The sequence below is a fragment of the Streptomyces sp. NPDC046977 genome, assembly GCF_040644455.1.
Classification (GTDB): domain Bacteria; phylum Actinomycetota; class Actinomycetes; order Streptomycetales; family Streptomycetaceae; genus Actinacidiphila.
In genome coordinates, this window is the sequence record NZ_JBEYWO010000010.1 from 140750 (window position 1) to 155437 (window position 14688).

Below are 14688 nucleotides of genomic sequence, written 5' to 3' on the forward strand. Positions count from 1 at the left end.
GCGACGACGGAGGCAGCCATGGACGCTACAGACGCTACGGACACGGTGATCTCGCTGCGGGGCGCGACCGCCTCGCTCGGCTCGCGCCCGGTACTGCGCGGCGTCGACCTGGACGTGCGGCGCGGCGAGGTCGTCGCGCTGCTCGGCGCCAACGGCTCCGGCAAGTCGACCGCGGTGCGCGCCGTGGTCGGCCAGGTGCCGCTCACCGGCGGCGAGCTGGAACTCTTCGGCACCCCGCACCGCCGCTTCCGGGACTGGGCGCGGATCGGCTACGTGCCGCAGCGCACCACGGCCGCCTCCGGGGTCCCCGCGACCGTGCGCGAGGTCGTCACCGCGGGGCGGCTGGCCCGCACCCGGATGGGGTTCTCCCGCAAGGCCGACCGGGCCGCGGTGGACCGCGCGCTGGAGCTGGTCGGCATGGCCGACCGGGCCGGCGACTCGGTGAACGCCCTGTCCGGCGGCCAGCACCAGCGGGTGCTGATCGCCCGCGCGCTGTCCGTGGAACCCGACGTGCTGATCATGGACGAGCCGATGGCCGGCGTCGACCTCGCCAGCCAGGAGGTGCTCGCGGGCACCCTGCGCGAACAGGTCGGCATCGGCACCACGGTGCTGGTCGTCCTGCACGAACTCGGCCCGCTGGAGCCGCTCATCGACCGCGCGGTCGTGCTGCGCGACGGCTGTGTCGTCCACGACGGCCCGCCGCCGCAGGCGCGCGGCCAGCACGCGCTGCCCGGCCACGACCATGTCCACCCGCACGCCGACCGTGCGGCCGAGCCGATCCGGACGGGGCTGTTCTGATGGAGCTGTTCACCTTCGCCTTCATGCAGCGGGCCCTGATCGCCGCCGTCCTGGTCGGCATCACCGCCCCCGCCATCGGCATCTTCCTCGTCCAGCGCCGCCAGGCCCTGATGGGCGACGGCATCGGCCATGTCGCGCTGACCGGCGTGGGCCTGGGTTTCCTGCTGAGCACCAACCCGGTGTGGATGGCGACGGCCGTGTCGATCGTCGGCGCGATCGTGATGGAGCTGATCCGCTGGTACGGCCGTACCCGCGGCGACATCGCGCTCGCCATGCTCTTCTACGGCGGCATGGCGGCCGGCGTCATGTTCACCTCGCTCGCGCCCAACGGCTCCAACGCCAATCTGACGACGTATCTCTTCGGTTCGATCACCACCGTCTCGCCGCAGGACATCACCGCGGTCTGCGTGCTCGCCGGCTTCGTCGTACTGGTCACCCTGGGGCTGCGGCGGCAACTGTTCGCCGTCTCCCAGGACGAGGAGTTCGCCCGCGTCACCGGGCTGCCGGTGCGGCTGCTCAACCTGCTGGTCGCGGTCACCGCGGCGGTCACCGTCACCGTGGCGATGCGGGTCGTCGGCCTGCTGCTGGTGAGCGCGCTCATGGTGATCCCGGTGGCGGCCTCGCAGGCGATCACCCGCAGCTTCGCGACGACCTTCGCGCTGGCGGTGGCCATCGGCGTGACGGTGGCCTTCTCCGGCACGGTCACCTCGTACTACGTCGACGTGCCCTCCGGGGCGACGATCGTGCTGCTCGCCATCGGTGTCTTCGTCGCCCTGACCGCGGCGGCCACGCCACTGGCGAAAAAGAGGGCTCGCAGGGCCGCGCAGGACACGGAACGATGCACCCTTGAGGTACCCGGCGCACGCCCGGCCGAGGACGACGTTCGGGTCTGAGAGCCCCGGACTGGCACAATGTCCGACCGGGACAACGACCGAGAAGGAGGCCACCGGTGACGACCGCCAAGCCCCCCGTACGGGGCCGTTCGACGCGGCAGCGCGCCGCCGTGGCCGCGGCTCTCGCCGAGGCCGACGAGTTCCGCAGCGCCCAGGAACTGCACGACCTCCTCAAGCACCGGGGTGACTCGGTGGGCCTCACCACGGTCTACCGCACCCTGCAGTCCCTCGCCGACGCCGGCGAGATCGACGTCCTGCGCACGGGCGACGGCGAGTCCGTCTACCGGCGCTGCAGCAGCGGTCACCACCACCACCTGGTCTGCCGCGTCTGCGGCAAGGCCGTCGAGGTCGAGGGCCCCGCGGTCGAGAAGTGGGCCGACGCGATCGCCGTCGAGCACGGCTTCGTGGACGTCGCGCACACGGTCGAGATCTTCGGCACCTGCGCCGACTGCGCGGGTTGCGGCATCCCCGCGGAGGACTGAGCGGGGGGCCAGTTCCCCCGTTCCCCCGGCCCCGGCTCAGCCGGGCCCGCACAGGGACACGGCGCTCCACAGCCCGCTGGGGGGTGTTCGCCTTCGCGAGCCCGCCCCGGACGGCCGCGCCGCACCCCGTGCGGCGCGGTTCCCGGCGGGATCCGTCAGGCCTGCGGGGCCGCCGCCCCGCCCTCGGCGGACATCAGCTCGTTGGGGATCGCGCCGCCGAAGCGGCGGTCGCGGGAGGCGTACTCCAGGCAGGCGCGCCACAGGTCGCGGCGGTCGAAGTCGGGCCAGAGCACGTCCTGGAAGACCATCTCGGCGTAGGCGGACTGCCAGATCAGGAAGTTGGAGGTGCGCTGCTCGCCGGAGGGGCGGACGAAGAGGTCCACATCGGGCATGTCCGGGTGGTACATGTACTTCGCGAGGGTCTTCTCGGTGACCTTGGAGGGATCCAGGCGACCCGCCTTTATGTCCTCGCCCATGCGCACCGCCGCGTCGGCGATCTCGGCGCGGCCGCCGTAGTTGACGCACATGTACAGCGTCATCGCGTCGTTGTCGCGGGTCATCTCCTCCGCGACCTGGAGCTCCTTGACCACGGACTTCCACAGCCGCGGCATGCGCCCGGCCCAGCGGATGCGGATGCCCATCTCGTGCATCTCGTCACGGCGGCGGTGGATGACGTCGCGGTTGAAGTTCATCAGGAAGCGGACCTCGTCGGGGGAGCGCTTCCAGTTCTCGGTGGAGAAGGCGTACAGCGAGAGGTTCTTGACGCCGATGTCCAGGCAGCCCTTGAGGACGTCGAGGACGACGGACTCGCCGATCTTGTGGCCCTCGGTGCGGGGCAGGCCGCGCTCCTTGGCCCAGCGGCCGTTGCCGTCCATGACGATGGCGACGTGCTGCGGGACCAGCTCGCCCGGGATCTTGGGTGGCCGGGCGCCGGACGGGTGCGGGTCGGGAGCCCGGTACTCGCGTCGGGGGCGGCTCAGAATCCCGCGTACAGCCATGCGCCTGCTCTCCACTTCCGTGTGTATCTACTTGTCGATGAACCGCAGCGAGCGCAGCCCGCGCTCCAGATGCCACTGCAGGTAGGCGGCGACCAGCCCGCTGCCCTCACGGCAATGGCGCGGCTCGCACGCGTCCGCGGTCTCCCAGTCGCCGCCGAGCAGCGCCCCGAGGAGTTCCAGGGACTCCAGTGAGGGTACGACGCTTCCGGCCGGGCGGCACTCGCCGCATACGACTCCTCCCGCCGCGACCGAAAAGAACCGATTCGGTCCGGGCATCCCGCACTTCGCGCAGTCGCCGAAGCTGGGCGCGTAGCCGTTGACCGCCAGGGAACGCAGCAGGAAGGCGTCGAGCACCAGGCGCGGGTCGTGATCGTCGCCGGCGAGGGTGCGCAGGCCGCCGACGAGGAGCAGGTACTGCTGCACCGCCGGTTCGCCCTCGTGGTCGGTGAAGCGCTCGGCGGTCTCCAGCATCGCGGTGCCCGCGGTGTACCGGGCGTAGTCGGTGACGATCCGGCTGCCGTACGGGGTGATCGTCTCGCCCTGCGTGCACAGCGGCAGCCCGCGCCCGACGAGTTCTCCCCCGCGGGCGAAGAACTGCACGTCCACATGGGAGAAGGGCTCCAGCCGGGCCCCGAACTTCGACTTCGTGCGGCGCACTCCGCGGGCCACCGCGCGCACCCGGCCGTGGCGGCGGGTGAGCAGCGTGATGATCCGGTCCGCCTCGCCCAGCTTCTGGGTGCGCAGCACGATGCCGTCGTCGCGGAACAGACTCATGGCGCCCATTCTCCCGCACGGCGCGGGGCGCCCGGCACGCAACGTACGCTACGGCCCATGTCGATCACCGCAACCGTCGCCGTGCTGCTCATAGCGGCCCTGCATGCCTACATCCTGGTCCTGGAGATGTTCCTGTGGACCACACCGCGCGCCCGCGCCTCCTTCGGCACCACCGAGGAGTTCGCCCGCGAGAGCAAGGCGCTGGCGGCCAACCAGGGCCTCTACAACGGCTTTCTGGCCGCGGGACTGGTGTGGGGCGCGCTGGCGTCGGACCCGGTCGGCTTCCAGGCGAAGCTGTTCTTCCTGATCTGCGTGGCCGTCGCCGGGGTGTACGGCGCGGCGACCGCGAGCCGCCGCATCCTGTTCGTGCAGACCGTCCCGGCCCTGGTCGCGCTGGCGCTGGTCGTGGCCGCGCACTGAGCAACACCCCGCGCGGCAGGGCGGTCCGATGGGTCAGCCGCCGGGACTGACCAGTCCCGACTCGTAGGCGGCGATCACCAACTGCGCGCGGTCGCGGGCACCGAGCTTGCCCATGATCCGGCTGACATGGGTCTTGGCGGTGAGCGGGCTGAGGCCCAGCGCCTCGGCGACCTCGGTGTTGTTCAGGCCGCGCGCCACGAGGACGAGCACCTGGCGTTCCCGTCCGGACAGCACGGCCGTCCGCCCCGGAGCCGGGACGCCGGGCCCCGGGCCGTCCGGCAGGCGCAGCACCCGGGCGATCAGGCGTGCGGTGGGCCCTGGCGAGAGCAGCGCCTCACCGGCGGCGACCGTGCGGATGGCGTCGAGGAGTTCGGCGGGGCGGGTGTCCTTGACCAGGAAGCCGCTGGCGCCCGCGCGCAGCGCCGGGACGACGTGGTCGTCGGTGTCGTAGGTGGTGAGCACCAGCACGCGCACCCCCGCGAGGTCGTCGTCGGCCGCGATGAGCCGGGTCGCCTCGATGCCGTCGAGGTCGGGCATGCGGATGTCCATCACGACGACGTCGGCACGGCAGGCCCGGGCGGCGGAGACGGCCTCCCGGCCGGTGGCCGCGTGGCCGACGACCGCCATGTCCGGGGCGGACTCGACCAGCATCGCGAAGGCCTCGCGGACCAGCGTCTGGTCGTCGGCGAGCAGCACGCGGATCACGCGGTACCCCCGGCCAGCGGCAGGACGGCGGCGACCTGGAAACCGCCCTCGGGGCGCGGCCCGGCGGTGAGCGTCCCGCCGACGCTGCGGGCCCGCTCCCGCATCCCGACGAGGCCGTAGCCGGCGGCGGGCCCGGTCTCCGCCGGGGCGGCGTCCACGGGCGCCCTGGGCGGTGCCACGGCGCGCCAGGGGCGCCAGCGGGCGTCGGGGCGTTCCGGTTCGCTCCCGGGCCCTGTGCCGGGGCAGGGGCCGTCGTCGGTGACGGCGATCCGCAGGGCGGTGCCCCGGTCCGGGTCGGTGCCGAGTTCCAGCCCGACCCGCACCGAGGTGCCCCCGGCGTGCCGTACGGCGTTGGTCAGCGCCTCCTGCACGATGCGGTAGGCGGCCGCCCCGATCGCCGGGGGCACCCCGTCCGCGCCGGCCGCGACGGCCAGTTCCACCCGGGCGCCGGCCGCTTCGGCGGAACGGGCCAGGTCGGCCACGGCGGCCAGGCCCGGCAGTGGGCCGCGCTCGTCGTCGCCGCGCAGTACCTGGAGGGTGGCGCGCAGTTCGGCGCGGGCGTCGCGGCAGGTGCCGGCGATGCTGTCGAGGGCGCCGGCGACGGCGGTGCGGTCCAGCCGGTCGGGGTCGGCGAGCAGGACGTGGGCGGCGACCGAGGTCTGCACGCCGATGAGGGTGATGCTGTGGGCGAGCAGGTCGTGCAGGTCGCGGGCGATCCGCAGCCGCTCCTCGGCGACGCGGCGGGCCGCCTCCTCCTCGCGGGTGCGTTCCGCGCGTTCGGCGCGCCCGACGATGGCGGCCACGTACTTGCGGTGGATGCGGACCGCCTCGCCGGTCAGCGCCACCGCCACCACCCAGCCGCCGCTGCGCAGCATGTCGGTCGCCGCGTGCCGGTCCGGCGTCGCCGACATCACGCCGACCATGATCGCGACGACCGCCGCCACGGTGAGGTAGGTGCGCGGCGGCGGCCCGGCGACCGCCAGCGAGTAGACCGCCACCATGCTGGCCGGGACCACGGCCAGGTGCAGGTTGTCCATGGCGTGGTACGGGGCGACGGCCGCGACCATGACGAGCATCACGGTCATCGGCCACCGCCGCCGGGCCGCCAGCACCAGCGCGGTGACCACCAGCAGCGCCCACCCCACCGCGTCCGGGCGGTGCCCCTGCCCGGCCGGCAGGAGGGCGCCCATGGCGCACTGGAGCGCGAGCACGCCCACGGCGAGGGCGGCGTCCTTGTGCGCGCGGACGGCGGGCGGGAGGGGCGGCGGCTTCGGCACGGCTCCATCTTCCGTTACGGGGTCGGCGGGGGGACAGACCGGTTCACAGGCCGGCTCACGGGCCCGTGCGCGGCCGGCCGGGCCCGCTCAGCCGCTCGCGCAGCGCCACGCTCGTAGAGGTGACCAGAGGCGATCACCCCGCCCGTGGTCCGCAGCGCGGTGACAGCCGCGCCAGCCGCGAGGCCCCGCCTACGACTCCTCGCACATCCGGCGCATGCCGGCGGGGGGACAGACCGGTTCACAGGCCGGCTCACGGCCCCGTACGCGGCCGGCTGAGCCGGCCCGGCCACCACAGCCGCTCGCGCAGCGCCACGCTCGCGGAGGTGACCAGGTAGGTGCGCACCAGGAAGGTGTCCAGCAGGACGCCCACGGCGATGACGAAGCCCAGCTCGACCAGCGACACCAGCGGCATGTTGAGCAGCACCGAGAAGGTGGCCGCCAGCACCAGCCCCGCCGAGGCGATCACCCCGCCCGTGGTGCGCAGCGCGGTGACGGCCGCGGCGGCCGCGGGGGCTCCGGCCAGCGACTCCTCGCGCATCCGGTGCATGAGGAAGATGCCGTAGTCGACCCCGAGGGCGACGAGGAAGACGAACGACAGCAGCGGCAGCCCCGGGTCCGTGCCCGCGAAGCCGAACAGCGGCCCGAAGACCAGTCCGCCGATGCCCAGCGCGGCGCCCCACACCGCGATCACGGCCGCCACGAGCAGCAGCGGCGCGACCAGGCTGCGCAGCAGCACGACGAGGATCAGCAGCACGGCGGCCAGGACGAGCGGCACGACGACCCGGCGGTCGCGGGAGCTGGTGTCGGCCAGGTCGGCCTGCTGGGCGCCGGGACCGCCCACGTGGGCGCCGTACGGGCCGTCCAGCTCCGCCCGCAGGGCGTGGATGGTCGCGGTCTCGCCGGCCGACTCCGGCGGCGCCTTCGCGGTCACCGACATCTCGGTCCAGCCGGCGCCGCTGCGTCCGGGCTCGGCGGACGCGACGCCCTCGGTGCTGCGGACCGCGGCCAGCACCTGCGCCGTCCGGCCGGTGGGCGCCATGACGGTGATCGGCTGCGCGGAGCGGCCGGGGTCGGCCTCGGCGAGGGTGCGCATCGCGGCGACGGACTCGGGGGCGCTGGTGAACGTGTCGTCGTTCCGCAGGCTGCCGGGCAGGGCCAGGGTCCCGAGCGCGAGCGCCCCGAGCAGGACGGCGCCGCCGGCGAGCACGGTCAGCGGACGGCGTGCCGCCGAGCCGCCCATCGCCGCGAACAGGCCGCGCGGGCGCGGCACTTCGCTGCCGTACGCGGGCACCAGCGGCCAGAACACCCGCCGTCCCAGCAGCACCAGCAGCGCGGGCAGCAGGGTGGTCGTCGCCAGCAGCGCGCACACCACCCCGACGGCGGCGATCGGGCCCATGCCCCGGCTGCTGTTGAGGTCGGCGGCGAGCAGGCACAGCAGTCCGGCGGCGACGGTCCCGGAGGAGGCGAGGATCGCGGGGCCGCAGCCGCGCAGCGCGGCGCGCATCGCGTCGTACGGGCGCTGGATCCGGCGCAGTTCCTCGCGGTAGCGGGAGACGAGCAGCAGCGCGTAGTCGGTGCCCGCGCCGAAGACGAGGATGGTCATGACGCCCTGGCTCTGGCCCGTGACGGTGATGTCGAAGGCCCGGTGGAGCCCGTAGACCCCGGCCATGGCCGCGGCGTCGGCGACGCCCGCGACGACCAGCGGCAGCAGCCACAGCAGCGGACTGCGGTAGATGAGGATCAGCAGGACGGCGACCACGGCGACGGTGGTCCACAGCAGCGGCCCGTCGAGGGAGGAGTAGACCTCCTTCAGGTCGGTGTTGAGCGCGCCGGGGCCGCCCACCTGGGCGGTCAGCCCACCGCCGCCCTCGGCCCGGTCGCGGACGTCGGCGACGAAGGCGTTCCTGGCCTCGTCGTCCTGGCCCGGCTCCGTGCTCGCCACCGGGTACATCAGCGTGTCGCCGTGCGACATGACGGGCCGCGGTGCGTCGCCGGTGAGCGGGTGGGCCCGCGCGATGCCGGCGATCTGGGCGGCGGCCCGGTCCCGGTCGGCGGCGGTCAGCCCGCCGTCGCGGTGGTAGACGACGACGAGTTCGGTGGCCTCGCCGCCGGGCAGCGCGTCCTGGAGGCGGGCGACCTGCGTGGAGTCGGCACTCACCGGGAGGTAGTCCACCGCCCGGTTCTGCTGGGCGTCGGCGAGCCTGCCCGCCAGGGGGCCGGCGAGCGCCAGGACGGCGATCCACAGGGCGAGCACGGCCCAGGGGATCGCGCGGGCGCCGCGGCGGCCGTCCCGTCGTGTCGGCGGCGGCACGGCCGCCGGTGTGGTCTCAGTGGTCGGGGCCCCCATCGCGGGCCTCCCTCCGGGCCGGTGGTCTGGTGCTTCCAGACTTCCGGCGCGCGGGCGCTCTTTCGTCGGGCCCGGGAGGGAGCCGCGCGTTACTGCCCGGGGTGCGGGGCGGGCCGCGTTACTCCCCGGGGAGTACGCCTCAGGAGGGCGTGCGGGCCGCGGCCTCCAGGATCCGGGCCGTGTCCTCGCCGACCAGGCCGAGGCAGCGGCCGACGGCGCCCAGCACCTCGCGCTCCGCGGGCAGGTACGGGCCGTCGGCCAGGGCGATACGGGCGCCCTGGAGGAGGACGCGTTCACGCCCCTGGGGGGCGAGGTGGCGGGAGAGCGGTTCCAGGGCCTCGTGCAGCTCGATGGAGAGCCAGCTGCCGCAGCCGTCGAGGGAGTCGGCGAGGCCCTCCGCCGGGAGGGAGCCGGCGGCGCCGGGGAAGCGGCCCTCGTCGGCGACGATGGCGGCGAGCAGGCCGAGCAGCTGGTCCTCGGTGCAGTCGGTGAAGCCGGCCGTGCGGACCGCCTCCACGGCCGTCTCGCGGGCGGCCCGTCCCGTGGAGCCGCCCGCGGTGAGGACGGCGAGGGCAACGGTGTGGACGGCGTCGCGCAGCATGGCGGAGAAGACGGTGGTGGTCGGCTGCTCCAGGGCCTCGGGGCCGGAGCGGGCGCGGCACACGACGCACTCCACGACGGTGCCGGCCGAACCGCGTGGCAGCAGCGGCAGACCGAGGACGGTCAGCCGCCGGGTGCCGGTGCGCCGCCGGTAGCCGCGGTCGCCGCCGCAGCCTGCACAGAAGAACTCCCCGTCGCCCTCGGTGTGCCAGACCGTCCGCACGCCCAAGAGGCACAAGCCCTTGATGTGGAGCACTTCGCACCCTCCGGCCGCTCATCCGGATAAATCCCGGTTCGTCCCGTTACGGGCCGTAGGCGCGGGTAACGCTCCGGCAACGGCGCCGTAATGACGTGATGTTAGCCACATGAGCAACGCGGAGTCAGTACCACGAGAGGGCCGAATACAAGAATCGGCCACGGCACCCGGGCGGGTGCCGTGGCCGGTTCACCGTTCGCGGTGATTCAGCGGGTCGCGCGGTTGACGGCGGAGACGACCGCCTTCAGCGAGGCACGGGTGGTGTTGGCGTCGATGCCGATGCCCCACAGGACCTTTCCGTCGATCGCGCACTCGATGTACGAGGCGGCCTGGGCGCTGGCCCCCTCGCTCATGGTGTGCTCGGTGTAGTCCAGCAGGCGGGCGTCGACTCCCACGGCGGCCAGCGCGTCGAAGAACGCCGAGATGGGGCCGTTGCCGGTGCCGGTCAGGACCGTCTCCGCACCGTCCACGGCCGCCTCGACGGTGAGGGTGTCGGCGCCGTCGCTGCTGGTCGAGGTCTGGGCGGAGCGCAGAGCGATGCGGCCCCAGGCGTTGTCCGGGGTCGGCAGGTACTCGTCCTCGAAGATCGCCCAGATCTCCTTCGGGGTGACCTCGCCGCCCTCGGCGTCGGTCTTGGCCTGGATGATCTTCGAGAACTCGATCTGCATCCGGCGCGGCAGGTCCAGCTTGTGGTCGTTCTTCAGGACGTACGCGACGCCGCCCTTGCCGGACTGCGAGTTCACGCGGATCACGGCCTCGTAGGAGCGGCCGACGTCCTTGGGGTCGATCGGCAGGTACGGGACCGCCCACTCGATGTCATCGACCGTCTTCCCCTGGGCGGCCGCGTCCGCCTCCATGGCGTCGAAGCCCTTCTTGATGGCGTCCTGGTGGGAGCCGGAGAAGGACGTGTAGACCAGGTCGCCCACGTACGGGTGGCGCGGGTGGACCTCCATCTGGTTGCAGTACTCGGCGGTGCGGCGGATCTCGTCGATCTGCGAGAAGTCGATCATCGGGTCCACGCCCTGGCTGAACAGGTTCATGCCCAGGGTGACCAGGTCCACGTTGCCGGTGCGCTCGCCCTGGCCGAACAGGCAGCCCTCGATGCGGTCCGCACCCGCCATCAGCGCCAGTTCGGCGGCGGCGACGGCCGTGCCGCGGTCGTTGTGGGGGTGCACCGACAGGCACACGTACTCGCGGCGCGACAGGTTGCGCGACATCCACTCGAAGCGGTCGGCGTGCGTGGAGGGCGTGGAGCGCTCCACGGTCGCCGGCAGGTTCAGGATGATCTCGCGGCCCTCCTCGGGCTGCCAGACGTCCATGACCGACTCGCAGACCTCCAGGGCGAAGTCCAGCTCGGTGTCGGTGAAGATCTCCGGGCTGTACTGGTAGCCGAAGACGGTCTCCTGACCGCCGCCGCCCAGGATCTTGTCCGCGTACTCCATGACCAGCCGCGTGCCGTCCACGGCGATCTGCCGGATCTGCTCCTTGGAGCCGCGGAAGACCACCCGGCGGAAGGTCGGGGCGGTCGCGTTGTACAGGTGGACGGTCGCGCGGGCCGCGCCGCGCAGGGACTCCACGGTGCGCTCGATGAGCTCCTCGCGGGCCTGGGTCAGCACGGAGATCGTGACGTCGTCGGGGATCGCGCCCTCTTCGATGATGGAGCGCACGAAGGCGAAGTCGGTCTCGCCGGAGGCGGGGAAGCCGACCTCGATCTCCTTGTAGCCCATCGACACCAGCAGGTCGAACATCGCGCGCTTGCGGGCGGGCGACATCGGGTCGATCAGGGCCTGGTTGCCGTCGCGCAGGTCGGTGGACAGCCAGCGCGGCGCCTTGGTGATCCGGTTGCCGGGCCAGGTGCGGTCCGGGATCTCCACGGCCTCGTACGGCCGGTACTTGTGCACCGGCATCGTCGTGGGGCGCTGGCGTACGGTCGCGGCGGTGATGGGCGTGGGACGGCCGACGGCGTTGGGGGTGGACATGTGCGGGGGTGCTCCTCGGTTGCGGCTTCAGAAGCGGCCGACCGGCGCTGGCTCTCCGACAACGCCACACTCCGCGGGGAGGGAGTCGACCTGGACTACAGGCCCTCGCCGCGGCAGCTAAGGAGAAGCATCCCGAAACGCATGATGCGTCCGACCCTAACCGAGCCCCGGGTCGCCCCGCAGCCGTCGCGGCGTTCTTCTCAGTATGCAAGACCGCCCGCGTTGACATGAAAAACGTAATTCTCCGCACTTTGCGGCAATCGCCGTCACAGCTGGTGACACGGGAGACGCGGCGTGCCACATTGCCGACCATGGAGCACACACCCGTTTTCTGCACGATCGTGCCGCCGCACGTCCTGGACCGGATCGCCCGCAATCCGGACAGCGCGCTGGCCGGCCCCTCCCGCCGCACCCTGGAGCAGGACGCCGCGCAACGCACCCGGCGCCGGCTGACCACCGTCATCGGAACGCTCCCGGTGGCGGGGGCGGAACCCTCGGAGCAGCCGCGGCGCACCATCGGCGACGCCCGGCACGGGGAGGACCTGCCGGGCGCGACGGTCCGCGGCGAGGGCGAGGCGCCGGTCGCCGACGCAACGGTCAACCGGGCCTACGACGGGCTCGGCGCGACCTTCGAGCTGTACCTGACCGCGTACGGCCGGCACTCCATCGACGACGCGGGCCTGCCGCTGGACGCGACCGTGCACTACGGCCGCGACTACAACAACGCCTTCTGGAACGGCGAGCGGATGGTCTTTGGTGACGGCGACGGGGAGCTCTTCCTCGACTTCACGCTGCCCGTCGACGTCATCGGCCACGAACTCACCCACGGCGTCACGCAGTACACCGCCAACCTGGACTACTTCGGCCAGTCCGGCGCGCTCAACGAGTCGGTGTCCGACGTCTTCGGCTCGCTGATCAAGCAGTACGCGCTCGGACAGACGGCCGGCGAGGCCGACTGGCTCATCGGCGCCGGGCTGCTCGCCCCGCGCGTCACCGGCGCCGCCCTGCGCTCCATGAAGGCCCCCGGCACGGCCTACGACGACGACGTGCTCGGCAAGGACCCGCAGCCCGCCCACATGGACGGCTATGTGCGCACCTCCCGCGACAACGGCGGCGTCCACATCAACTCCGGCATCCCCAACCGGGCGTTCCACCTGGCCGCCACCGCGCTGGGCGGGCACGCCTGGGAGCGCGCCGGGCGGATCTGGTACGACACGCTGACCGGCGGCGGGCTCTCACCGCGTGCCGACTTCGCGGAGTTCGCCCGCGCCACGGTGGCGGCGGCCGCCGCCCGTTACGGCGAGGACGGCGAGGAGCGCACGGCCGTCGCCAGGGCCTGGAGCGACGTCGGCATCGCCACGCCGGCCGCCGGCGGATCCGAACTCCCGCGCCAGGCACCGGCACCGGAAGGTGCGCAGCCCCCCGTCCAGGGGTAGGCGCCCCCCATGCGCATACAGGTGATCCGCTCCGGCGGTTTCGCGGGGATCGAGCGCCGGGCCGCGCTGGACACGGCCGGCCGGCCCGACGCCTTCCGGCTGCACGCCCTGGCCCGCGACGCGCTCGCCGCGGGCGGGGAGGGGCCGCAGCCCGGAGTCCCGGACGGCTTCCACTACGAGATCACGGTCGACGCGCGCACGGTGCACTGCGCCGACCCGCACCTGACCGAGGCCCAGCACGAGCTGATCCGCACCGTCCTGAAGGAGGGCACCTGACCGCGGCCCGCCGCGGCCGGGCGGCGCCCTAGAAGCCCAGCTTGCGCAGCTGCTTCGGGTCGCGCTGCCAGTCCTTGGCCACCTTCACGTGCAGGTCGAGGAAGACCGGCGTGCCGAGCAGGGCCTCGATGTGGCGGCGGGAGGTGGTGCCGACCTCCTTCAGCCGGGCGCCCTTGGGGCCGATGATGATGCCCTTCTGGCTGGGCCGCTCGATGTAGATGTTGGCGTGGATGTCGAGCAGCGGCCGGTCCGCCGGGCGGTCCTCGCGGGGCAGCATCTCCTCGACCACCACGGCGATGGAGTGCGGCAGTTCGTCGCGCACACCCTCCAGCGCGGCCTCGCGGATCAGCTCGGCGACCATGACCTGCTCGGGCTCGTCGGTCAGGTCGCCCTCCGGGTAGAGGGCCGGGCCCTCGGGGAGGAGCGGGACCAGCAGGTCGGCGAGGAGGCCGACCTGGGTGTCGCCGACGGCGGAGACGGGGATGATCTCGGCCCACTCGATGCCGACTTCGGCGCCCAGCTGGTGGATGGCGATGAGCTGCTCGGCGAGGCGCTTGGAGTCCACCAGGTCGGTCTTGGTGACGATCGCGACCTTGGGGGTCTTGCGGACCTCCGCCAGCTCCTTGGCGATGTAGCGGTCACCGGGGCCCAGCTTCTCGTTCGCGGGCAGGCAGAAGCCGATCACGTCGACCTCGGCCCAGGTGGTGCGGACCACGTCGTTGAGCCGCTCGCCGAGCAGGGTGCGGGGCTTGTGCAGTCCCGGGGTGTCGACCAGCACGAGCTGCGCGTCCGGCCGGTGCACGATGCCGCGCACGGTGTGCCGGGTGGTCTGCGGACGGTTGGAGGTGATCGCCACCTTCGTCCCGACCAGAGCGTTGGTCAGGGTCGACTTGCCCGCGTTGGGGCGGCCCACGAAGCAGGCGAAGCCGGCCCGGTGGGCGGGGGCAGTGGTCTCGGTACGAACGCTCATGGCGACCATTGTCCCTGATCCTCCGGGCCCGCCCGACGCACGCGCCCGGCGGCCGGGAGCCCGCCGCGGGTCACTCCGTGCGGACGGTGGCGCGCACCGCGCCGTCCGGGCCCGCGAGGAGCACCGGCGTGCCCGGGCCGCCGAGGTCGCGCACGGCGGCCAGGTCCTGCTCGGGCACCGCGTCGGCCGCCGAAACGACCGCCGCGGCCTCCAGGGACGTGGCGCCGCTCGCGACGGCCATGGCGACGGCGGTCCGCAGGGCACTGAGCGCCAGCGACGGCAGTGCCACCGTGCCCGCGACGTAGGTGCGCCCCGTCCCGTCCCGCACGGCCGCACCCTCGGGGACGCCGCCCCGGGCCCGCGCCGAGCGGGCCAGCGTGATGATCTTGCGGTCCTCGGGGTCCTGCACGGGCTGCTCGTCGCTCATGCGGTCAGCGTATCCGCCGCGAACTGCCCGCCGGGGACGGATTCCCGGGG

Annotated in this window: 15 protein-coding genes; 6 read left to right on the forward strand and 9 right to left on the reverse strand. The window is 73.4% G+C overall.

Going from position 1 to position 14688, the window contains the following annotated elements; genetic code table 11:
• Window positions 1–18 precede the first annotated feature (18 nt).
• Genes ABZ883_RS17640 through ABZ883_RS17650 form a run of 3 tightly spaced genes read left to right on the forward strand, consistent with a single transcriptional unit; the run spans window position 19 to window position 2173 of the window.
• Window positions 19–798: a metal ABC transporter ATP-binding protein gene (locus ABZ883_RS17640; RefSeq protein ID WP_360906759.1), complete on the forward strand. Its 780-nt coding sequence runs from the start codon at window positions 19–21 to the stop codon at window positions 796–798.
• The gene (locus ABZ883_RS17645; protein WP_360906761.1) at window positions 798–1691 is read left to right on the forward strand and encodes a metal ABC transporter permease; all 894 of its coding nucleotides are present in this window, start codon (window positions 798–800) and stop codon (window positions 1689–1691) included. Before ABZ883_RS17640 ends, ABZ883_RS17645 begins: the two co-directional genes overlap by 1 nt.
• A 56-nt stretch (window positions 1692–1747) precedes the next feature.
• Window positions 1748–2173 carry a Fur family transcriptional regulator gene (locus ABZ883_RS17650; RefSeq protein WP_360906763.1) on the forward strand — a complete coding sequence of 142 codons (426 nt, stop codon included), beginning with the start codon at window positions 1748–1750 and terminating at the stop codon, window positions 2171–2173.
• Window positions 2174–2328: 155 nt separating this feature from the next.
• On the opposite strand, the gene ABZ883_RS17655 is transcribed toward ABZ883_RS17650, so the two are convergent.
• Window positions 2329–3171, reverse strand: a complete 843-nt coding sequence (locus ABZ883_RS17655) for an isoprenyl transferase (RefSeq protein ID WP_360906765.1) — start codon at window positions 3169–3171, stop codon at window positions 2329–2331.
• Between the two features lie 27 nt (window positions 3172–3198).
• Entirely contained in the window at window positions 3199–3945 is a 747-nt protein-coding gene (gene recO / locus ABZ883_RS17660) for a DNA repair protein RecO (protein WP_360906767.1), read from the reverse strand.
• 57 nt (window positions 3946–4002) lie between these two features.
• Between recO and ABZ883_RS17665 the strand changes: the two genes are divergently transcribed.
• Window positions 4003–4365 carry a DUF1304 domain-containing protein gene (locus ABZ883_RS17665; RefSeq protein WP_360906769.1) on the forward strand — a complete coding sequence of 121 codons (363 nt, stop codon included), beginning with the start codon at window positions 4003–4005 and terminating at the stop codon, window positions 4363–4365.
• 33 nt (window positions 4366–4398) lie between these two features.
• On the opposite strand, the gene ABZ883_RS17670 is transcribed toward ABZ883_RS17665, so the two are convergent.
• The 5 genes from ABZ883_RS17670 to leuA all read right to left on the reverse strand — a co-directional run bounded on the left by ABZ883_RS17670 (window position 4399) and on the right by leuA (window position 11529).
• A complete protein-coding gene (locus ABZ883_RS17670) occupies window positions 4399–5016 on the reverse strand; it encodes a response regulator transcription factor (protein WP_360906998.1) in 618 nt (205 codons plus the stop codon).
• 50 nt (window positions 5017–5066) lie between these two features.
• Window positions 5067–6347, reverse strand: coding sequence for a histidine kinase (locus ABZ883_RS17675; RefSeq protein WP_360906772.1), 1281 nt, complete (start codon window positions 6345–6347; stop codon window positions 5067–5069).
• A gap of 250 nt (window positions 6348–6597) precedes the next feature.
• Complete coding sequence (locus tag ABZ883_RS17680) at window positions 6598–8694, reverse strand: MMPL family transporter (RefSeq protein WP_360906774.1); 2097 nt, start codon at window positions 8692–8694, stop codon at window positions 6598–6600.
• A gap of 139 nt (window positions 8695–8833) precedes the next feature.
• Window positions 8834–9550 carry a TerB family tellurite resistance protein gene (locus ABZ883_RS17685; protein WP_360906776.1) on the reverse strand — a complete coding sequence of 239 codons (717 nt, stop codon included), beginning with the start codon at window positions 9548–9550 and terminating at the stop codon, window positions 8834–8836.
• A gap of 206 nt (window positions 9551–9756) precedes the next feature.
• Window positions 9757–11529 (reverse strand): 2-isopropylmalate synthase, encoded by a 1773-nt coding sequence (leuA, locus tag ABZ883_RS17690; RefSeq protein WP_360906778.1) that lies wholly within the window; start codon window positions 11527–11529, stop codon window positions 9757–9759.
• A 311-nt stretch (window positions 11530–11840) separates the two neighbouring features.
• Here leuA and ABZ883_RS17695 point away from each other — a divergent pair, with 311 nt between their 5' ends.
• Together ABZ883_RS17695 and ABZ883_RS17700 are read left to right on the forward strand one after the other, a co-directional pair.
• Window positions 11841–12965 (forward strand): M4 family metallopeptidase, encoded by a 1125-nt coding sequence (locus ABZ883_RS17695; RefSeq protein WP_360906780.1) that lies wholly within the window; start codon window positions 11841–11843, stop codon window positions 12963–12965.
• Window positions 12966–12974: 9 nt separating this feature from the next.
• A complete protein-coding gene (locus ABZ883_RS17700; RefSeq protein ID WP_360906782.1) occupies window positions 12975–13241 on the forward strand; it encodes a protealysin inhibitor emfourin in 267 nt (88 codons plus the stop codon).
• Between the two features lie 28 nt (window positions 13242–13269).
• On the opposite strand, the gene era is transcribed toward ABZ883_RS17700, so the two are convergent.
• Both era and ABZ883_RS17710 read right to left on the reverse strand, forming a co-directional pair.
• On the reverse strand, window positions 13270–14211 hold the full coding sequence (gene era, locus ABZ883_RS17705) for a GTPase Era (RefSeq protein WP_360906784.1): 942 nt from the start codon (window positions 14209–14211) through the stop codon (window positions 13270–13272).
• A gap of 70 nt (window positions 14212–14281) precedes the next feature.
• A complete protein-coding gene (locus ABZ883_RS17710; RefSeq protein WP_360906787.1) occupies window positions 14282–14638 on the reverse strand; it encodes a cytidine deaminase in 357 nt (118 codons plus the stop codon).
• Window positions 14639–14688 lie beyond the last annotated feature (50 nt).